This is a genomic window from Sphingomonas sp. PWP1-2, from assembly GCF_049898305.1.
GTDB classification, from domain to species: Bacteria; Pseudomonadota; Alphaproteobacteria; order Sphingomonadales; family Sphingomonadaceae; genus Sphingomonas; species Sphingomonas glacialis.
In genome coordinates, this window is sequence record NZ_JAFCXM010000006.1 from 222646 (window position 1) to 240362 (window position 17717).

General features: G+C 68.0%; 21 protein-coding genes. 3 read left to right on the forward strand and 18 right to left on the reverse strand.

Translation table 11 applies throughout. From position 1 onward, the window contains the following. Positions 1-4: 4 nt before the first annotated feature. From ACP7C5_RS15995 to ACP7C5_RS16010, 4 genes are all read right to left on the reverse strand, one after another. Positions 5-2161: a sodium-translocating pyrophosphatase gene (locus tag ACP7C5_RS15995; protein WP_426264986.1), complete on the reverse strand. Its 2157-nt coding sequence runs from the start codon at positions 2159-2161 to the stop codon at positions 5-7. 112 nt (positions 2162-2273) lie between these two features. Continuing rightward, positions 2274-3224, reverse strand: coding sequence for a thiamine-phosphate kinase (gene thiL, locus ACP7C5_RS16000; protein ID WP_426264987.1), 951 nt, complete (start codon positions 3222-3224; stop codon positions 2274-2276). 60 nt (positions 3225-3284) lie between these two features. Further along, a complete protein-coding gene (locus ACP7C5_RS16005; RefSeq protein ID WP_426264988.1) occupies positions 3285-3635 on the reverse strand; it encodes a hypothetical protein in 351 nt (116 codons plus the stop codon). Between the two features lie 60 nt (positions 3636-3695). Continuing rightward, the gene (locus ACP7C5_RS16010; RefSeq protein ID WP_426264989.1) at positions 3696-3995 is read right to left on the reverse strand and encodes a hypothetical protein; all 300 of its coding nucleotides are present in this window, start codon (positions 3993-3995) and stop codon (positions 3696-3698) included. Positions 3996-4295: 300 nt separating this feature from the next. On the opposite strand from ACP7C5_RS16010, the gene ACP7C5_RS16015 reads away from it, so the two are divergent. Beyond that, positions 4296-5807, forward strand: a complete 1512-nt coding sequence (locus ACP7C5_RS16015; RefSeq protein ID WP_426264990.1) for a hypothetical protein — start codon at positions 4296-4298, stop codon at positions 5805-5807. Positions 5808-6079: 272 nt separating this feature from the next. Here the strand turns inward: ACP7C5_RS16015 and ACP7C5_RS16020 are convergent, their stop codons facing one another. The 5 genes from ACP7C5_RS16020 to hisG all read right to left on the reverse strand — a co-directional run bounded on the left by ACP7C5_RS16020 (position 6080) and on the right by hisG (position 10494). After that, positions 6080-7441, reverse strand: a complete 1362-nt coding sequence (locus ACP7C5_RS16020; protein ID WP_426264991.1) for a S41 family peptidase — start codon at positions 7439-7441, stop codon at positions 6080-6082. A gap of 164 nt (positions 7442-7605) precedes the next feature. Next, a complete protein-coding gene (locus tag ACP7C5_RS16025; protein ID WP_133191783.1) occupies positions 7606-7782 on the reverse strand; it encodes a DUF4169 family protein in 177 nt (58 codons plus the stop codon). Positions 7783-7784: 2 nt separating this feature from the next. After that, on the reverse strand, positions 7785-8255 hold the full coding sequence (gene nusB, locus ACP7C5_RS16030; RefSeq protein ID WP_133191784.1) for a transcription antitermination factor NusB: 471 nt from the start codon (positions 8253-8255) through the stop codon (positions 7785-7787). Between the two features lie 243 nt (positions 8256-8498). Beyond that, the gene (hisD, locus tag ACP7C5_RS16035) at positions 8499-9785 is read right to left on the reverse strand and encodes a histidinol dehydrogenase (RefSeq protein ID WP_426264992.1); all 1287 of its coding nucleotides are present in this window, start codon (positions 9783-9785) and stop codon (positions 8499-8501) included. Positions 9786-9831: 46 nt separating this feature from the next. Further along, complete coding sequence (gene hisG / locus ACP7C5_RS16040) at positions 9832-10494, reverse strand: ATP phosphoribosyltransferase (RefSeq protein WP_133191786.1); 663 nt, start codon at positions 10492-10494, stop codon at positions 9832-9834. Positions 10495-10557: 63 nt separating this feature from the next. On the opposite strand from hisG, the gene ACP7C5_RS16045 reads away from it, so the two are divergent. Next, a complete protein-coding gene (locus tag ACP7C5_RS16045; RefSeq protein WP_426264993.1) occupies positions 10558-11658 on the forward strand; it encodes a DUF2332 domain-containing protein in 1101 nt (366 codons plus the stop codon). A gap of 22 nt (positions 11659-11680) precedes the next feature. Here the strand turns inward: ACP7C5_RS16045 and ACP7C5_RS16050 are convergent, their stop codons facing one another. The 5 genes from ACP7C5_RS16050 to ACP7C5_RS16070 form a co-directional block, all read right to left on the reverse strand. After that, positions 11681-12568 carry an alpha/beta fold hydrolase gene (locus tag ACP7C5_RS16050; protein WP_426264994.1) on the reverse strand — a complete coding sequence of 296 codons (888 nt, stop codon included), beginning with the start codon at positions 12566-12568 and terminating at the stop codon, positions 11681-11683. A 121-nt stretch (positions 12569-12689) separates the two neighbouring features. Beyond that, positions 12690-13592: a pirin family protein gene (locus ACP7C5_RS16055; protein WP_426264995.1), complete on the reverse strand. Its 903-nt coding sequence runs from the start codon at positions 13590-13592 to the stop codon at positions 12690-12692. Then, positions 13589-14032: an NUDIX hydrolase gene (locus ACP7C5_RS16060; protein WP_426264996.1), complete on the reverse strand. Its 444-nt coding sequence runs from the start codon at positions 14030-14032 to the stop codon at positions 13589-13591. Before ACP7C5_RS16060 ends, ACP7C5_RS16055 begins: the two co-directional genes overlap by 4 nt. Beyond that, positions 14029-14760, reverse strand: a complete 732-nt coding sequence (locus ACP7C5_RS16065) for a glutathione S-transferase (RefSeq protein WP_426264997.1) — start codon at positions 14758-14760, stop codon at positions 14029-14031. The genes ACP7C5_RS16060 and ACP7C5_RS16065 overlap by 4 nt, the downstream gene beginning before the upstream one ends. Further along, a complete protein-coding gene (locus ACP7C5_RS16070) occupies positions 14757-15071 on the reverse strand; it encodes a BolA family protein (protein ID WP_426264998.1) in 315 nt (104 codons plus the stop codon). Before ACP7C5_RS16070 ends, ACP7C5_RS16065 begins: the two co-directional genes overlap by 4 nt. Before the next feature lie 40 nt (positions 15072-15111). On the opposite strand from ACP7C5_RS16070, the gene ACP7C5_RS16075 reads away from it, so the two are divergent. Next, positions 15112-15732 carry a J domain-containing protein gene (locus ACP7C5_RS16075; RefSeq protein WP_426264999.1) on the forward strand — a complete coding sequence of 207 codons (621 nt, stop codon included), beginning with the start codon at positions 15112-15114 and terminating at the stop codon, positions 15730-15732. A gap of 24 nt (positions 15733-15756) precedes the next feature. On the opposite strand, the gene ACP7C5_RS16080 is transcribed toward ACP7C5_RS16075, so the two are convergent. From ACP7C5_RS16080 to ACP7C5_RS16095, 4 genes are read right to left on the reverse strand one after another with little or no spacing between them, the layout of a single operon-like run. Beyond that, positions 15757-16248: a VOC family protein gene (locus ACP7C5_RS16080; protein ID WP_426265048.1), complete on the reverse strand. Its 492-nt coding sequence runs from the start codon at positions 16246-16248 to the stop codon at positions 15757-15759. Between the two features lie 57 nt (positions 16249-16305). Beyond that, on the reverse strand, positions 16306-16533 hold the full coding sequence (locus ACP7C5_RS16085) for a hypothetical protein (RefSeq protein WP_426265000.1): 228 nt from the start codon (positions 16531-16533) through the stop codon (positions 16306-16308). Between the two features lie 13 nt (positions 16534-16546). Continuing rightward, positions 16547-17200 carry a glutathione S-transferase family protein gene (locus ACP7C5_RS16090; RefSeq protein ID WP_426265001.1) on the reverse strand — a complete coding sequence of 218 codons (654 nt, stop codon included), beginning with the start codon at positions 17198-17200 and terminating at the stop codon, positions 16547-16549. A 25-nt stretch (positions 17201-17225) separates the two neighbouring features. Then, positions 17226-17657: a VOC family protein gene (locus ACP7C5_RS16095; RefSeq protein WP_426265002.1), complete on the reverse strand. Its 432-nt coding sequence runs from the start codon at positions 17655-17657 to the stop codon at positions 17226-17228. Positions 17658-17717 lie beyond the last annotated feature (60 nt).

Below are 17717 nucleotides of genomic sequence, written 5' to 3' on the forward strand. Positions count from 1 at the left end.
CGCCCTAGCCTGCGCTCGCAGCCAAGGCTGCAAGCAGCAGCAGCGCGACAATATTCGTTATCTTGATCATCGGATTAACCGCCGGCCCCGCGGTATCCTTGTACGGATCCCCCACGGTATCCCCTGTCACCGCCGCCTTGTGCGCCTCCGAGCCCTTGCCGCCATAATGCCCGTCCTCGATATATTTCTTGGCATTGTCCCACGCGCCGCCGCCGCTCGTCATCGAGATCGCGACGAACAGCCCCGAGACGATCACCCCGAGCAGCATCGCTCCCAAGGCTGCGAAGCCCTCGGCTTGGCCCGCCACGGCGCGGATCACGAAGAAGACGAGGATCGGCGAGAGCACCGGGAGCAGCGAGGGGACGATCATCTCCTTGATCGCCGCCTTGGTGACGAGATCGACCGTGCGCGCGTAATCGGGGCGGCTGGTGCCCGCCATGATGCCGGGGTTCTCGCGGAACTGGTGGCGCACTTCCTCGACCACCGCGCCCGCCGCGCGGCCGACCGCGGTCATCCCCATCGCGCCGAACAGATAGGGGAGCAGCGCGCCGAGCAGCAGCCCGACGATGACGTACGGGTTCGACAGCGCGAAATTGACCGTGAGATCGGGGAAGTCGCGCGCCAGGTCCGAGGTATAGGCGTTGAACAGCACGAGGGCTGCGAGCGCCGCCGAGCCGATCGCATAGCCCTTGGTCACGGCCTTGGTGGTGTTGCCGACCGCGTCCAAGGCATCGGTGCGGTGGCGGACGTCGTCGGGGAGCCCCGCCATCTCGGCGATGCCGCCGGCATTGTCGGTCACCGGGCCGTAGGCGTCCAAAGCGACGACCATCCCCGCCTGCGCGAGCATCGCGGTCGCGGCGAAGGCGATGCCGATCACGCCGGCGAGCTGATACGCCGCGATCACCGCGACGACGATGACGAGCGTTGGGAGCGCGGTCGATTCGAGGCTGATCGCGAGGCCCTGGATGACGTTGGTGCCGTGGCCGGTCTGCGACGCCTTGGCGATGCTGCGGACGGGTCTGAAGTTGGTGCCGGTGTAATATTCGGTGATCCACACCAGCAGTCCGGTGACCGCGAGCCCGACCATCATCGACCAGAACAGCTCCCAGCCGGTGAAGGTCGCCGCCGCGACGCCGGCGGCGGCGACTTGCGTGCCGCCGTCGAGGAAGGCGTTGCCGCCGATGATCGCGCTCATGTCGCCGAGCACATAGCGCGTGACGAGGTAGATCGCCGGGATTGACAGCAGGATGCTGACCCAGAACCCCTTGTAGAGCGCACCCATGATCGATTGGCCGCGCCCCAAGCGGACGAAATAGGTGCCGATGATCGAGGTCAGGATGCACACCCCGCCGACGATCAGCGGGAGCGTCATCACCTGGAGCAGCGCATCGGCCTGGCGCAGCGCGAGCGCGACCGAGATCATCGTCACGCCGATCGTGACGACATAGGTCTCGAACAGATCGGCCGCCATGCCGGCGCAATCGCCGACATTGTCGCCGACGTTGTCGGCGATGGTGGCGGGGTTGCGCGGGTCGTCCTCGGGGATGCCCGCCTCGACCTTGCCGACGAGATCGGCGCCGACATCGGCCGCCTTGGTGAAGATCCCGCCGCCGAGGCGCGCGAAGATCGAGATGAGCGAGGCACCGAACGCGAGTGCGGTGAGCGCCTTCACCACCACCGGCGCGCCGGCATCGGCGCCGTTCGGACCGGCGAGGAACCAGAAGGTGCCCGAGATCGCGAGCAGGCCGAGGCCTGCGACGAGCAACCCGGTAACCGCGCCCGAGCGGAACGCCATCGTCAGGCCGCCCTGCAGCGAAGTCCGCGCGGCTTCCGCGGTGCGGACGTTGGCGCGGACCGAGATGTTCATCCCGACATAGCCCGCCACGCCCGACAGAACCGCGCCGAGCGCGAAGCTCACCGCCGAGACGGGGGTGCGCATCCCGTCGAGGAAGATCCAGACGAGCACAAGGACGATCACCCCGACGATCGCGATCGTGCGGTATTGCCGGCCGAGATAGGCCTTGGCGCCTTCCTGGATCGCGGCGGCGATGTCCTGCATCTTCTCGTTGCCCGCGGGCGCTCGGAGGACCTGGGCGGAGGTGAGGAGGCCGTAGGCTACGGCAAGCAAGCCACAGATGATGGCGGCATAGACGATCGTCATGCGTGTCCTTTCCCATGGATTATCGGTGGGACGGTACGCGACGGCGGCCCCCACGCTTGCCCGGCAGAGTAACGCGGCGGCGGGGCTTGGCAAGCGGCGTGGTTCGGGCGGGTTAGCCCGCGTGCTGATAGCCGAGCGCGGCGGGGAGCGACAGCGGCGCCCCGGCGTCGTGCAGCGTGAGGCCCGCGCCCGCCGCGAAGACGCCGATCCGCGTCGCGGGGGCGGCGGGCGCGCGGTGCGGCGCGAGTGCGAAAAGCAATTGATAGTCGTCCCCCGCGGTCGCCGCGGCGCACCGCGCGGCGCGAGTGTCGCCGGCCTGCGCGCGGTACGCGTCGGACAGCGGGATCGCCGCGAGGTCGATCGTGACGGCGAGCCGGCTTGCCGCCGCCATGCGCTGCGCGTCGATCAACAGGCCGTCGGACACGTCCATCATCGCATGGACCTGCGGGGCGAGCGCTTGACCTGCGGCAAGCTGCGGCTGCGGGCGGCGATAGGCAGCGAGCAGCTCGGCGGGGCCTGGCTGGCCGTACGCGATGGCGAGCCCTGCGCCGGCATCGCCGATCGTGCCGGTGACCCAGAGCGCGTCGCCAGCCTGCGCGCCGCTGCGCGTCGGCGCGTGTGCGGCGTCGCCGAGCGCGGTGAGCGTGATGACGCGCGGGGCGTGGGCGGGGAGCGAGACGGTGTCGCCGCCAAGGATCGGCGCGGCGAAGGTGATGAGCGCGTCGGCGAGGCCGGCGAGGAAGGCGTTGTCCCAGTCTTCGCTCGGCGAGGCTTCGCCCGCTGTCGCGTCGCCTGGAGGAAGGACGGCAGCGCTTCGCAGCGGGTAGTTGAGCATCACCCCGACGGGCACCGCGCCCTTGGCGGCGAGATCCGACAGGTTGGTCGCGACCAGCTTCCACGCGACATCGCCCGGCGGATCGCCGGCGAGGTAGTGCACGCCTTCGACGAGCGTATCGCTCGTCAGCACGAGCCGCCCGAGCCGCGCGGCATCGTCGCGCAAGCCCAGCGCGCCGGGATGGAGCGGCAGCGCGCGCACCGCGGCGAGGAAATCGGCTTCGGTCATGCGCGCCGGTCTAGCCGGGGTCGGCGCGGATGTCTGCTTTTGGTGGGAAGCGGTCGTTGACTAATTCGGACCGTTGCATCTGATTTGGTCAACGCGATCAACCGACGGGTCATAAACTGCGTTGATGATCCCGCAGCCGCCGTCGCTGGCGTCGGGCATCAATCGAAGGTCAATCCATCGCCGCTCGCCAGCTTCTGGCGTCGAAGGCATATTAACGTATGCGGTCAAGAATATCGCGATCTTGCCGTCTTGTCGGCGCGCATAATACCGTGCGTATTCACGGAGCGGATGGGCTTTCGGAGGCATCACGAGCCTACGATCAATAGCGTCCATCAACGCGATATGCCCGCCGTCGGGAGATTGCGAACAAGCCGACGCCATGATTAGCAAAAGCGAGGGTAGGAGTTTCATCGCCCAGCCATTTTCGCGTTCAGCCTATGCCTGTTACTGGTGGGAAGCGGACCTTCTTTGTCAGCTAAAAAGCCTTCGCACGACACCGATTAAATAGGCTCCGGCGAGAAGTAAGAGAAACCCGCCTACTATCCTGACAGCCCCCGACAGTCCCGATACGGCGTAAGCACCCCCGAACACCGCAACGGCAATCAGGATTGGTAAGCCCAACTGTTCCGGGTGAGCGGCAAAATTGATGTCACGTCCGAAGACGTGGAAATGCAGACCCCACCAGAACATCCCCCCAATGGCCAAGGCCGCAACGACGGCCCCGGTGATCAATTGTCGCTGCGGCAGGCCTTCTGGATTATACACGATCATGGTACACCTTATCAGGAAATTTGACGTCCGCGACTGGTCGATTGTGCCCCGGCAGCTTCGTGATTTGATGCCTTTAAGTCAGCTCAAGCGAATTCGGAACGCCTAAAGGCATAAGGAACGCGTACAATTGGTGGTTAGGCGACCCTCGGCTTGCGGGACCAAAAGTATCAAAGCTGCCGTTCTAGTCCAACTCCGACTCGATCCGGCTTACGTCGGGGCGCACTTGACCCGGGCGGGCGACTGGGCTTGTTTCGTCTGATCGCGTGTTTTCGAGCCACGTGAGCACTGCTGGGAGCTCCGATGCCGATTGCCAAACACTTTGCCGCTTGGCTGCTGCTGACGGCGGCGAGTACGACCCCGGTGGTAGCGGCCTCTGATACCGCCCCAATTGCGCGTGACGCCCAACTGCCGGGATGGGTAGAAGCGGCCGAAAGCGCCATCATCGCAAAGGACTGTGCGAAGGCACTGCGCTTAATTGATGTCGGCATCGCCGCGCCGGCGTCGGCGACATTGCCGCCGTCCGTTCGCGCGGCCGTACTTGAGGCGGGCGTGACTTGCGCCCTCCAAACCCGGCAGAGCGCCCTCGCATATCGCTTCGTTCTCGACGCGACTAGGTTCGACGAGGCCAGCGACTGGATTTGGCGCACCCGACTGGCGCTGGAGCTCGATGCCAAGACCCCCGACGCCGCGCTCGCGACGGTCGTCGCGATGACGCAGGGGCGGGGCGGCGCGCTCAACTCGGCACCGGCCCAGTGGATGTTCGCGCTGTCCCATCAGTTGCGCGACCGCGGCGGCCTTGCCGCAAGGCGCCGTTTGTTGGCGATCTTGACCACGCCCTCTTATCAACCGCAGACTGCGGTGCCGGTGATCGACCCGTTCCGCCGTGACTATGCCGGCTTGCTTTACGAGGCCGGTGAAAAGGACGCCGCACTCGCGCAGATCCGTCAGATCGAGAATTCGTCGATGCTATTGATGCTAAGCGTCGATCCGCGCTTTCGCCAGGCACTCGGCCCCGATTTTGCGCCGCGCGCGGCGGTAGAGCGTTTCCTTGCGACTTTGCGGACGGCAGCGCTCCTGCATCCCGATTCGCTCGAGGTGGTGATCGAGATCGCCGCGCGCGAGCGCGAATTAGGCCGTGGCGATGCAGCGCTTGGCACGCTGCAAGCGGCTGCGCCGCTAGGCCCAAAAGCGAGCAGCTACACCGATATCGACGAGCAGCTTAACTGGTGGTGGGATGGAGTGGGGCGGACACACCAAGCGCTCGGCCATTTCGACGCCGCTGCCGTGGCGTTTGGCCAGGGCAAGGCGACCGCAGAACACGGTAGTCTGAACGTCAGCCAGACGATCAATCTCGCTTGGGCTCAGTTGCGCTCGGGTCATTCGAGCGATGCCCTGGCGACGCTCGCGGTGTTCGACGTGCCGGGCCGCGATGTGAGCGCCTATGGCCTGATGGAAATGCGTTCGGTTCAGGCCTGCGCGGCCGCGCAACTCGGCAAGACCGTCGACGCCAGCGTGGCGATCGCCTTCGTCAAGGCGCATCGGCGCGAGAATATTGGCGCACTGGGTGACGTGCTGCTGTGCACGGGTGATTTCGATGGCGCCGCCGCAGAATTCATTCAGCGGCTCGACGATCCTGAGCAACGCGCGACCGTGCTTCTTATGCTCAGCGATTATGATCCGCCAGTGGGGACGCTGCCGCCCGATCCCATCTACAGCCGCCTGCCCGCGCTTGAGCGGCGCGCCGACATGAAGGCCGCGATCGCACGCGCCGGGGGCACCCGACGCATTCCGTTGCAACGCGAGCCGATTTGAGCGGCGGCACGGATAGAGTTGCCGGTTTGTGTGCCGCGACCCAACGAATGACCGCTTCTGGGCGATTTGAGACCGACCGCTTTGCCGCCTGATCGCTGCCGGTCGGCTTTCAGGCGATGCTCGCGCGGTCTCGAGGGCGAAACGGCGAAACGGCGATACGGGGTGGAGACGGCCCGGCCGCTTTGGGAAGGCGGATGGCGATAGCCAGCTCAGCGCGGCGTTGCTGCCTTTCCCGGAAAGGATGCCGAAACGGGAAGGCAGGATCATGCCGCTCAGCGCGGAGGTGACAGGCTCTCCACGACCCGCCGGATCATCGTCTGGTGATCGGGATCGAAGGGCGGCAAGGATCGCGCGGGATCGATGCCGACACCTTCCTGCGATCGGCCAGCGGGATCGCGATAGTCCTCGGCCGGCAGCATCAACGTCCAGCCATTCGGCAGGGGCTTGGCGAGCTGATCGGACAGCGCGCCGCGCGTTGTTCCGCCGATCTGCCTCACGTTTGGCAGCGCCCGCATCGCCAGGGTGAAGGTTTCGCCCGCACTGACCGTCACGTCGCTCGTCAGCAGCGCGACCGTGCTGATATACCGCACGCGATCGCTCGGCACGACTTCGAACCGCTGATAGACGCCCTTCGCGCCGACCGCTCGTTTCGAGAAGGCTAACCGGCGTTCGCTCGCGAACCGGCGGGCGATGTGGAGGCTGATCGCATCATACCCGCCGCGGTTGTTGGTCACGTCCACGATTATCCCCGGAAGCCCTTGGAAGGCGGTGAGGGCATCATCGAGCGCCGCGTCCAGTGCGCGCATGTCGTCGGGTGGAGCATCCTTGTCGAACGCGCCCATCGCAACGATGTTGAGGTAGCCGATCCGACCTGTCGTGCCCCACAGGATGCGGCGGTTCGCGACGTGATGCCCGCCGCCGTCGAGCAGACCGGTAATCCCCTCTCGGTACGATTTGGACCAGGCTCGCTCCCTCTCGGCGGGATCGGCCCCCAATGCCGGGTTGGCTCGTGCGCTCGATATGGTTGGCGCTTCACCGCCTTCGAAAGCGTGATCGACACCGGCGATCGTGGCCTGCAAGCCCACATGCGCATCGTCGAGCCGCGCGAGCGCCCGGGTCGTGCGCTGGAAAAAGCCGAGGTCGGGAGGTGAGGTGTCCGGAGTGGCGAGGTCAGCGGTGAGCGTGCCCAACGTTCGTCCGCGTCGGCCGAAGCCGGGATACAGATCGGCAAAGGTGGCTGCGATCACCTCGCCAAGATCGTGCGCCGTCCAACCTCGTTGCACGGTGCAGCGCCGCGGAAGCGCGGCGATACGATCGAAGCCATAGCGCGTCTGGTCGGCCGAGGCGGCGAATACGATGTGCGTCGGGCTTACGATCGACACGAGCCGATACGTATCGTCGTCGGTTTCGCCGGTCGGATCACGATAACAGAACGCGCCGGCGACGTGATACAGCGTGCGCGCGCCGCCGTGCACCACGAGGATATGCCCGTAGCCGCGGGATCGCCAAACTCCGTCGGCAGCCTTGCCCGCTGTTGCCATCGGCACCCATGGGCCGGCCAAGGCGGGAGACATGCCCGCTGCGACGAGCGTCGCCCACGCGGCATATCGGATGAGCTTCCCCGTCAGTGTCACCGCAATCGCCTTTCCATCGAACCATAAGCGCGGTGTCTTGCTGCGGCAATACAGTTACGGGTGTTTTGCTTTCCCAAACTCTGTTTGCGAGCGCGCATCCTCCTCCCGCCTGGCGGCGAGGCGCGCGGAAGCGTGGGGATCGCCCGGCGGTCACGACCGCAGGGTCATTCCTCGCGCTTGGCTCCGTCGAGCGCGCGTTCGGCGCGTGCCGCGTCGTGCGCTGTCGCGGCGCGTTCGGCCTTGCTGCGGCCGAACGCGGCGCGGTTGGTGGCGGCGGTCGTCTCGGCGGTGTCGCGGGCGCGGGCTTTCCGCGCGCGGCGGAGGTTGACGACCTCGCCCATGGTCAGGCGCGGACGTCCTTGGCGATACCGTCGAGCAGGCCGTTGACGAAGCCCGCCTCGCGCTTGTCGAAGAAGGCGTGCGCGACGTCGACATATTCGGTGATGACGGTGCCGACGGGCACGTCGGCGCGCGCGAGCAGCTCGTAGGTGCCCGCGCGCAGGATCGCGCGCATCGCCTTGTCGAGCCGCGCGAGGTTCCAGCCCTTGGCGAGCTTGGCGGCGATCGTCGTGTCGATCTCGGCGAGGCGCGCCTCGGTGCCCTTTACGACATCGTCGAAGAAATCGACCTCGGGCTCGGCATATTCGGCGTCCTCGATCGTCGCGCCGAGGCGGTGGTTGTGGAACTCGTTGAGCAGCTGCGCGACGGGCGTTGCTTCCATGTCGTGCTGGTACAGCGCCTGGACGGCGGCGAGACGGGCGGCGGCGCGCGCTTTGGAGCGGGCGGCGGTGCGGGGAGTGGCGTGGGAGGACATGGGCGGGCGCCATAGGGGAAAAAGCGGGGAACGGGAAGATTGGTGTGTGGGGGGCGCGCATCAAGCGCGCCCCACCCCTTCAGGGGAGGGGATGGGGGTGGGGGGTGTCTCGCAGAGACTGGCGCGCGCGTTCGCGGCACGGCCCCACTCCAACCCATTGTCGGGTGAAGGATGCCCCGCATCCTTTAGGCCATGCCGGGGGCATGGCCGACCCGACAATCCTGAAGGGGAGGGGCTTAAGGCTTAGCCGAGCCGGAGCGCGACCGATCTTGCGTGGGCGGGGAGGCCCTCGGCTTCGGCCAGCGCTACCGCGGCTGGGCCGATGGCGGCGAGGCCTTGGGGGCCTAACTGCAGGAAGCTCGTGCGCTTCATGAAATCGAGCACCGACAGCCCGCTGGCAAAGCGCGCACGGCGCCCGGTCGGCAGCACGTGGTTCGGCCCGGCGACGTAATCGCCGATCGCCTCGGGCGTGTGGCGGCCAAGGAACACAGAGCCGGCGTGGCGCAGCTTGTCGAACAGCGCCTGCGGATCGTCGCACGCGAGTTCGAGATGCTCGGCGGCGAGGCGATCGACCAGCGGGAGCGCCTCTTCGAGCGTGCGCACGACGATGATCGCGCCGTTCGCGTCCCATGCCGCGCGCGCGACCTTCGCGGTTGCGAGCGTCTCGATCTGGGCGTCGACCGCGGCGGCGACGGCTTCGGCGAATTCGGCCGAGTCGGTAAACAGGATCGACTGGCTGGTCGGGTCGTGCTCGGACTGGCTGAGCAGATCGGCGGCGATCCAGTCGGCGCGGTTCTCGCCGTCGGCGACGACCACGATCTCGGAGGGGCCTGCGACCATGTCGATGCCGACGACGCCGTAGAGCTGGCGCTTGGCCTCGGCGACCCAGGCGTTGCCCGGGCCGGTGATGACGTCGACCGGGCGGAGCCGATCGGTGCCGTAGGCGAGCGCGGCGATCGCCTGCGCGCCGCCGATCCGCCACAGCTCGTCGACGCCGACGATGTGCGCGGCGGCGAGCACCAGCGGATTGACTTCGCCGTCGGGGGTCGGCGTGACCATGACGATGCGATCGACGCCGGCGACCTTGGCGGGGATCGCGTTCATCAGCACCGAGCTCGGATAGGCCGCGCGGCCGCCGGGGATGTAGATCCCGGCATGTTCGATCGCATTCCAGCGCGCGCCGGTGCGGATGCCGTTGGCGTCGGTGCTGTCGGTGCCCTGCGGCTTCTGCTTCTCGTGATAGGTGGCGATGCGCTCTGCCGCGAGCTCGAGCGCGGCGCGGAGATCGGGGGCCAGGCCGTCATACGCGGCGCGCCATTCGCTGGGGTCGATCTGCCAGCCGGTGGCGTCGAGATCGTGGCGGTCGAAGCTTTGCGTATAGGCGTGGACCGCGGAATCGCCTTCGTAACGGACGCGCGCGATGATCGCGCGGACGTCGCGCGCGACGTCGGCATCGGCTTCGCGGCGGGCGTTGACCAGCGTGGTGAAGTCGGCGGCGAAGGTGGGCGATGTGGTGGTGAGCTTGATCATAAGATGCTCCCCTCCTCCCTTTCAGCGAGGCGAGTCGTAAAGGCGCTCATGCCGCCATCTCCTGTGCAACAGCCTGCCGGAACGCCTCGACCAGCGGTACGACTTCGCCGCGCGTCTTGAACGCCGCGCGGTTGACGATCAGCCGCGAGGTGACCTCGCAAATCACCTCGACCTCGACCAGGCCGTTCTCTTTCAGCGTGCGGCCCGACGACACCAGATCGACGATCCGCGGCGCGAGGCCGAGCAGCGGCGCCAGCTCCATCGCGCCGTTGAGCTTGACGCACTCGGCCGACACGCCGCGGCGCGCGAAATGCGCTTCGGTGACGTGGGGGTATTTGGTCGCGACGCGGACGTGGCTCCAGCCGCGCGGATCGTCGTTCGCCGCCATGTCGGCGGGCTCCGCGACCGACAGGCGGCAATGGCCGATGCCGAGATCGACCGGCGCGTAGAGCTCGGAATAGTCGAACTCGGCGAGCACGTCGGACCCGACGATGCCGAGCTGCGCCGCACCGTGCGCGACGAAGGTCGCGACGTCGAACGCGCGGACGCGGATGAGGTCGATTCCGGGGGTGTTGGTAGTGAAGCGCAGCGCGCGGCTGTTCTCGTCGCTGAACGCGGCTTCGGGGACGATTCCGGCGCGTTCGAGCAAGGGGATCGCTTCGGCGAGGATGCGGCCCTTGGGGACGGCGATGATGATCGGGTCTGCCATGCCGCGGGCTTTACTTGGCGGCGGGGGTGGGCGCAACAACGCGACCGACGGAGAAAATCGATCATGGCCGATGAGCAGACCAATCGTGACGCGTTCCGGATCCAGCAGCAGTATTGCGAGGCCAATGCCGCGCCGGTCTATGCCCGGATGTGCGCGGCGCTCGTCGACGGGCTGACGCGGCGATCGGTCATCGGGGCGCGGGTGCTCGACTGGGCGGGCGAGCCGACGCGCGATGCCTTGCCGTTGCGGCTGTTCGGGGGACTGCATGCGCTGGTGCAGGCGGGGGACGATGCCGGGTTGGCGGCGGTGTATTCGGGGGCGGTGACCGATGCGCGCGCTATCCTCGCGACGATCGAGCGGGTACTCGCCGTGCATGAGGCGGCGTTGCTGCCGTGGCTCGACGGGCCGCCGCAGACCAATGAGCCGGGGCGGTCGGCGGCGCTGCTGCTCGGGTTGCTCGAGATTGCGCGGGCGTGCGGGCCGCGCGTGGAGGTGCTCGAGATCGGCTCGAGTGCTGGGCTCAACCTGCTGATCGGGCGGTATCGGTTCGATCTTGGGGGCGCCTGGTTCGGGCCGGCCGACTCGCTGGTGACGATCACGCCGCGCTGGAGCGGGCCGCCGCCCGATCCGGTGCCGCTCGAGATCGTGTCGGTGCGCGGGTGCGACACCGCGCCGATCGATGCGACCGATCCGGCGGTGGCGGCGCGGCTCGCGGCCTATGTCTGGCCCGAGACGCCCGAACGCCTGGCGCGGGTGCGCGCGGCGGTGGAGATGGTGCGCGCGCATGGCGTAGCGCTGGAGCGGGCGGATGCCGCGGACTGGATCGAGGCGCGGTTGGCCGAGCCACAGGCGGAAGGCGTGACTCGCGTGCTGATGCATTCGGTGGTGTGGCAGTATCTGCCCGAGCCGGTGGCCGAGCGCGTGCGCGTGGCGATGGCCGCAGCGGGCGCGCGTGCGACGGTCGAGCGCCCGCTTGGGTGGGTTGCGATGGAGCCCGATCGGTCGGTCGGGCACCAGGTGGTGCGGGCGCGGTGGTGGCCGGGGCGCGCGGAGTGGACGACGGTGGCGACGAGCCATGCGCATGGGGCGTGGATCGATACGGGGGCTGGCGCGGGGGCTGCGCCGCTGGTGGATTTGCCGGAGGCGGCGCGGGTAAGGGTTTGATCCTCCCCGTGCCGGGGAGGATTTAGGTGGCTTCCCACGCCTTGATCGCGGCGACGATCGCGTCGGGGTTTTCCCACGGGACGAAATGCCCGGCATCGACCTTTACCAGCGTGAGATCGGGCACCAGCGTCTCGAGCCCCTCGAGCTGGCTCGGCAGCAGCGCTGCGTCGCCGAGACCCCACACCACCAGCGTCGGCTGCGTCACCGGCGGGAACGCGCCGTCGAGGAACGCCGGACGCGGCGGCGTCTCGTCCATTGCCGGCACCAGGATCGGGCTCGCGCGGTACCAGTTGAGCATCGCGGTCATCGCGCCGGGTTGGCTCCATTGGTCGAGATAGACCGGCTTTTCATCGGCGATCTTTGAGAAATCGGTGTGGCGCAGGAAGCTGCTGTCGAAGAAATTGGAGAGTCCGATGCTGTCGATATAGGTCTCGAACCCGGGATTGCGGAAGGCGGTGATGTACTGGCTCGCCTCGCGCTGCGCCATGTCGTCGAACAGCGTGCGCTGGAAGACGAAGGGGTGCGGTGCGTTGACGATGACGAGGCGGGTGATGCGGCCGGGGTTCTGCAACGCCGCCATCCACGCGATCGCGCCGCCCCAGTCGTGGCCGACGAGCGTGAAGGTGGTCAGCCCGAAATGGTCAGCGAGCGCGAGCAGGTCGGCGACCATCTTGTCGGGGGTGTAGTCGCCAATCGCGGCGGGCTTGGAGGAACGGGCGAAGCCGCGCTGGTCGGGGGCGATGACGAAATGATCGGCGCTGAGCTGCGGGATGACGTGGCGCCAGGTGCGGTGCGATTCGGGGAAGCCGTGGAGCAGGAGGATCGGCGGGTGCGCAGGTTTGCCGGCGGTGGCGACATCGAGCTCGACGCCGGTGGGGAGGGCGATTCGGTTCAGGGTGAAGGCGGTCATTTTGATACTCCCCTCCCGCTTGCGGGAGGGGTCGGGGGTGGGCGCCCGGCCTCCACATGCGGTTCGTTTCGATAGCGCGAGCCCACCCCCAGCCCCTCCCGCAAGCGGGAGGGGAGAGGCATTACGGATAGCTGACAGTCTTGGGAATGGCCGGAATCGGGATCCATTCCTTGTCGTCGCCCGGTACCTTCGGAAATTCCCCCGCAGTCCACGCCCGCTTGGCTTCGTCGATCCGGTCGCGGCGCGAGGAGACGAAGTTCCACCAGACGTGGCGCGGCGTGGTGAACGCCTCGCCGCCGCACAGCATCGCGCGGGCGCCCGTCGTCGAGCGCAAGGTGGCAGTGGTGCCGGGCTTGAGCACGTAGAGCGTCATCGGCTCGAGCGTCATCCCATCCAAGGTCGCCTCGCCGAGCGCGATGTAGAGCGCGCGTTCGTCGGCCTCCGCATCGATCGGGATCGATCCGCCCGCGTCGAGCACGATGTCGGCGTAGATCGTCTCGGCATAGGTCGTGGTCGGCGCGGTCGCGCCCCACAGGCTCCCCATCACGACGCGTGCGCGGGCGTTCGAGACCTCGACCGTCGGCAGATCGGCGCGCGCGACATGCTCGAACGCGGGCGCCATCTCCTCGTCCTGCTCGGGCATGGCGAGCCAGGTCTGGATGCCCGATAGCTCGGGGCCGTCGGCGCGCGCCGCGTCGGGGGTGCGCTCGGAATGGACGATGCCGTTCCCCGCGGTCATCAGATTGACCGCGCCGGGCTCGATCACGACGTCGCTTCCGAGCGAATCGCGATGCCCGAGTGCGCCGCCGAACAGATAAGTGACGGTCGACAGATTGATGTGCGGGTGCGGCCGCACGTCGATCCCTTCGCCCATGCCGAGCCGTGATGGCCCCATCTGGTCGAAGAAGATGAACGGCCCGACCATCGTGCGCGGTCGCGAGGGGAGCGTGCGGTGGACCTTGAAGCCACCGAGGTCGTGCGTGACGGGCGTGATCGTCTGCAGGATGAGGTCGTCGTTGGTCATTCGGAGACCTCCAGCGCGTCGAGGATCGCGGGGAGATCCTCGGGGAAATAGGGTTCGGTGGCGGCGGCGAGTTCGGCGCGCGTGAACCAGTGGAAGCGCGTCATCACGCGCTGTTCGAGCGCGGTATGGCCGCTCGTGTCGACCGCATCGTGCGGCGCGCGGACGCGGAAATAGCGCTCGTCGGCGCTGACTTCGACGCCCTCGATCGTCAGGAACTCGACATGGCGTTGCAGCACTTGCGGCCCGCAATCGAGCTCGAGCCCGGTCTCCTCGCGCAGCTCGCGGCGCGCGGCGGCTTCATAGCTCTCGCCCGGATCGACCGCGCCGCCCGGCGTACACCAGAAGGGCGGGCGATCGTCGGGATCGAAGCGGAACAGCAGCACGCGATCGGCTTGGTCGAGCAGCAGGATGCGCGCCGCCGGGCGGGGGACGCGGCTCATGCCCGCTCGTCTCCGGCGGCGTCGAGCTCGGGATAGTGGCGGAAGATGCCCTGCTCGTTGAACGCGATGCGCCGGTCGCTCTCGAGATAGGCGCGGATACCCGGCAGTGCGGCGACCTGATCGTGGATGCGGAGCACCGCCGGATACGCGCCCTCGATCGCCGCCATCCGCTTGGGAAACATGTAGCGCAGGCCTTCGACCAGCTGGAACAGCGAGGTGTCGCCATAGCTCCAGCGATCGCCGATCAGCCATTCGCCGGGATTGGCCTTCGCCGCGCGTTCGAAATAGCCGAGGAACTTGGGGATGCGATCTTCGCGGAACGCGGCCGCGGCGATCAGTGCGGCGTCCTGCTGGTCCTCGTAATAGGCGTTGCCGTCGAGCGGGTGATGGACGTTGTGCGCCTCGGCGACGACATCGGCGATCGTCAGCTGGAGCTGGTTGAGCCACAGCCGGTCGGCAATTGTTGCGCCCCCGATATGGTGCTGGTCGCCGAGGTAGAGCAGAATGTTGGCGACTTGCGCGATCACCATTCCGTCGAGTTCCAGATACGGCGGAGCGAACGGCCCGCGCGCCGCCGCGTGGCGTTCCATGTCGTCGAGCAGCGCCTCGGCGCCGTGCTGCCGCGCGCAATCGTCATAGCCGATCCCCGCCGCCTCGAGCGCGAGCCGAACGAACTCGCCGCGGCCCTGAAGGTCGGGCCAGTACCACAGCCTGTAGCGCGCGCTCATTCGCCCGGCGCCCGCGCGCGGATCGCAAGCGCGTGGATCCGGTCGCGCAGCAGATCGGCGAGCGCGGTGTTGACGAGGCGTTGCCGCGCGACGCGCGACAGGCCGGCAAAGGCGGGCGATTCGACGCTCACGCTGAAATGCGATTCGCCGGTGCCGTCGTCGCCGAGATGGCCGGCATGCTGGGCGCTGTCGTTCGACACGTCGAGCGCGGTGGGGGCGAGCGCGGCGACGAGGCGCTCGCGGATCTCATCGACGAGCGGGCGCGGGGGTGCGCCAGGAATCGGGGCGGGGGCGGTGGCAGGGTCGGTCATCGCGCCTATATAGGCCGTTTTTGCAGTTAGGGAGCCCCGCGTGGCGCGCGAGGACGACAAGAAAGATGGCGCGAGAGAGCGGCCCGCCCCGCGCTTCCACGGCCGGGTCGAGGGGACCGGGCGCGTGTGCGAGGAACCGGGGTGCGACGAAGCGGGCGAATTCCGCGCGCCCGCAGGCGATTCGCCGCGGATCAGCGGCGACGGGCCACGGCCGTATCGCTGGTTCTGCCTCGATCATGTCCGCGCGTTCAATGCGCGCTACAATTTCTTCACGGGCATGAGCGCCGAGGAAATCCACGCGCAGCAGCGCCCGTTCGCCGGATGGGAGCGCGAGACGCGTGCCTTTGCGCATTCGGGCGCCGACGTGCCGCCGAAATGGGGCGATTTCAGCGATCCGCTCGATGCGATCGGCGCGCGCTTCCGGCGCGCGGCCGAGCCGGCGCGCAAGGACGGGCGGCCGTTGTCGGAGGTCGACCGGCGCTCGCTCAAGGTGCTCGGGCTGGCAGCGGATGTCGACCGGCGGGGGTTGCGCGAGCGCTATGCCGAGCTGGTGCGCAAATATCATCCCGATCGCAACGGCGGGGACCGCGGTTTCGAGACCAAGCTGCAGGAGGTGATTGCCGCCTATACGCAGTTGAAGGGCGCACCGGCGTTCGCGTGATGCGGCCGGGCGCGATCGCGACGCTCAGCCCGCCGCCCCCGGACCGACCACGCCGAACACGACGCCGTGCGGATCGCTCGCGACGATGATGCGGTCGCCGCCGGGCACGTCCATCAGACCCGACAGGACGCTGCCGCCCGCCTCGGCCACGCGCACGGCGGCGGCCTCGATATCGGGCGCGCGGAAATAGAAGCGCCAGCCGGGGTGCCGCGCTTCGCCGGAATGTCGCATCGTCGCGCCGAAGGTCTGCTCGCCGACCGCGATGAAGCGGTACTCGCCGATCGGGCCCATCGGCATCACGTCGGGATAGCTCCAGTGGAAGATGTGGCGGTAGAGGGCGTCGCCGGCGTCCTGATCGGGGGTGATCAGCTCGTTCCAGTTGCATTTGCCCATGCCGCTGCGGTCATAGGCGGTGCTGTCTTCGTCGCTGTCGCCGCGCATGATGTAGAAGGGAATGTCCTGCGGATCGGTGACCATCGCCATACGGCCGACGCCGGGGATGCTCCACGGGCCCATCTGCACCGCGCCGCCGGCGGCGTTGATCGCCTCGACCGAGGCATCGACATCGTCGACTCAGATGTAGAACAGCCAGCCAGGTTTTGCCCCGCCGGCAGCCATTTCGGGCATGAGCCGCATCACGCCGCCGACGAGTCCGTGGCCGGTCTCGATCATGCGATAGTCCATGTCGGGGGCGGGTTCGCCGATCCGCCAGCCGATGACATGATCGTAGAACGCTTTTGACGCGGGCGGATCGGCGCTGTGCAATTCGTACCAGATCGGCGTGCCATGCAGGTTGGTCATCGCTCGGGCTTCCTCATACGGCGGGGACGGCTTGCTCGGCGTACACCGCGAGCTGGTCGGCGAGCGCGCGTTCGAAGGCGGGCCGCGCGGTGCAGCGCGCGAGATAGGCGGCGAGCGTCGGGAGGCCTTCGAACAGTTCGTCGGTCGGGCCGATGCGCAACACTGCTGCCATCATCAGGTCGCCGACGGTGAAGGCGTCGCCGCCGAGATAGGGCTGGGCGCCGAGCGCCGCCGCGACCCCGCCGAGCCGCGCGCGCGCCGTTTCCAGGACGCTCGGGCGGCGTTGCGCCGACCACGGCTTGTCGGCCTCGAACAGGTCGCAGCGCACCAGATCCATCACCGCCGGCTCGACCGAATTGAGCGCGGCGATGACCCATTGCTCGGCGATCGCGCGGCCCGCGGCATCGTCGGGGAGCAGCCCCGCGCCGCGACGCGCGATGTGCAGCACGATCGCGCCCGATTCGAACAGCGCGACGCCGTCGTCGCGATAGGTCGGCACTTGGCCGAAGGGTTGCAGGCGGCGATACTCGGGCGTCTTGGCGTCGCGGATCAGGTCGACCGTGTAGCGCTCGCCAATTTCCTCGAACGCCCAGCGCGCGCGAAGATCGCGGACCTGGCCGCGCGCAAATTTGGGTACCCAGGCGAAGGTGGTGATGGTCGGAGTCATCGGTACCGCTCCTCGATTGGCCGGATCAGTCGGCGAGTGCCGCCTCGGGAGGCGCCGCGGGCGCGGCCGCCGCGTCCATCCAGAACGGCCCGAAGCCGTGGCCGTCAGGATCCTCGACCCCGCGCGAATACATAAAGCCTTCGTCCTCGGCGCCGTGGACTTCGCGTCCGCCCGCCGCGATCGCGGCGGCGGCGAAGGCATCGACCGCTTCGCGCGAATCGAGCGCCAGCGCGAAGAGCGGGCCGCCGGTCGCGCGCGCATCGCCCGGCGGCTTGGGCGAGATGCCGCGATAGACCGGGTGGCTCAGCAGGTTGAAGGTGATGGTGTCGGACCACGCCATCGAGGCGGCGGCATCGCTGGAGAGGGCCTGGTTCTTGGTGCAGCCGATCGCCTCGTAAAAGGCGGTGGACGCCGCGACGTCGGCAACCGGCAGGCTGATGAAGATCCGCTGTGTCATGGCGCCACTCTCCGGTGCGATTCGACGTTTGCAAAGGATGCGGTCGATAGTTACAAATTG

What these genes read in the sequence shown, in the direction of transcription:
- ACP7C5_RS16070 (WP_426264998.1), bottom strand. Translation starts at nt 15,071, where the DNA reads ATGACCGACCCTGCCACCGCCCCCGCCCCGATTCCTGGCGCACCCCCG.
- nusB (WP_133191784.1), bottom strand. Translation starts at nt 8,255, where the DNA reads ATGTCCTCCCACGCCACTCCCCGCACCGCCGCCCGCTCCAAAGCGCGC.
- ACP7C5_RS16060 (WP_426264996.1), bottom strand. Translation starts at nt 14,032, where the DNA reads ATGAGCCGCGTCCCCCGCCCGGCGGCGCGCATCCTGCTGCTCGACCAA.
- ACP7C5_RS16065 (WP_426264997.1), bottom strand. Translation starts at nt 14,760, where the DNA reads ATGAGCGCGCGCTACAGGCTGTGGTACTGGCCCGACCTTCAGGGCCGC.
- ACP7C5_RS16025 (WP_133191783.1), bottom strand. Translation starts at nt 7,782, where the DNA reads ATGGGCGAGGTCGTCAACCTCCGCCGCGCGCGGAAAGCCCGCGCCCGC.
- ACP7C5_RS16095 (WP_426265002.1), bottom strand. Translation starts at nt 17,657, where the DNA reads ATGACACAGCGGATCTTCATCAGCCTGCCGGTTGCCGACGTCGCGGCG.
- ACP7C5_RS15995 (WP_426264986.1), bottom strand. Translation starts at nt 2,161, where the DNA reads ATGACGATCGTCTATGCCGCCATCATCTGTGGCTTGCTTGCCGTAGCC.
- ACP7C5_RS16050 (WP_426264994.1), bottom strand. Translation starts at nt 12,568, where the DNA reads ATGACCGCCTTCACCCTGAACCGAATCGCCCTCCCCACCGGCGTCGAG.
- hisG (WP_133191786.1), bottom strand. Translation starts at nt 10,494, where the DNA reads ATGGCAGACCCGATCATCATCGCCGTCCCCAAGGGCCGCATCCTCGCC.
- ACP7C5_RS16005 (WP_426264988.1), bottom strand. Translation starts at nt 3,635, where the DNA reads ATGAAACTCCTACCCTCGCTTTTGCTAATCATGGCGTCGGCTTGTTCG.
- ACP7C5_RS16010 (WP_426264989.1), bottom strand. Translation starts at nt 3,995, where the DNA reads ATGATCGTGTATAATCCAGAAGGCCTGCCGCAGCGACAATTGATCACC.
- ACP7C5_RS16080 (WP_426265048.1), bottom strand. Translation starts at nt 16,248, where the DNA reads ATGGGCCCGTGGAGCATCCCCGGCGTCGGCCGTATGGCGATGGTCACC.
- ACP7C5_RS16055 (WP_426264995.1), bottom strand. Translation starts at nt 13,592, where the DNA reads ATGACCAACGACGACCTCATCCTGCAGACGATCACGCCCGTCACGCAC.
- hisD (WP_426264992.1), bottom strand. Translation starts at nt 9,785, where the DNA reads ATGATCAAGCTCACCACCACATCGCCCACCTTCGCCGCCGACTTCACC.
- thiL (WP_426264987.1), bottom strand. Translation starts at nt 3,224, where the DNA reads ATGACCGAAGCCGATTTCCTCGCCGCGGTGCGCGCGCTGCCGCTCCAT.
- ACP7C5_RS16085 (WP_426265000.1), bottom strand. Translation starts at nt 16,533, where the DNA reads ATGACCAACCTGCATGGCACGCCGATCTGGTACGAATTGCACAGCGCC.
- ACP7C5_RS16045 (WP_426264993.1), top strand. Translation starts at nt 10,558, where the DNA reads ATGGCCGATGAGCAGACCAATCGTGACGCGTTCCGGATCCAGCAGCAG.
- ACP7C5_RS16015 (WP_426264990.1), top strand. Translation starts at nt 4,296, where the DNA reads ATGCCGATTGCCAAACACTTTGCCGCTTGGCTGCTGCTGACGGCGGCG.
- ACP7C5_RS16090 (WP_426265001.1), bottom strand. Translation starts at nt 17,200, where the DNA reads ATGACTCCGACCATCACCACCTTCGCCTGGGTACCCAAATTTGCGCGC.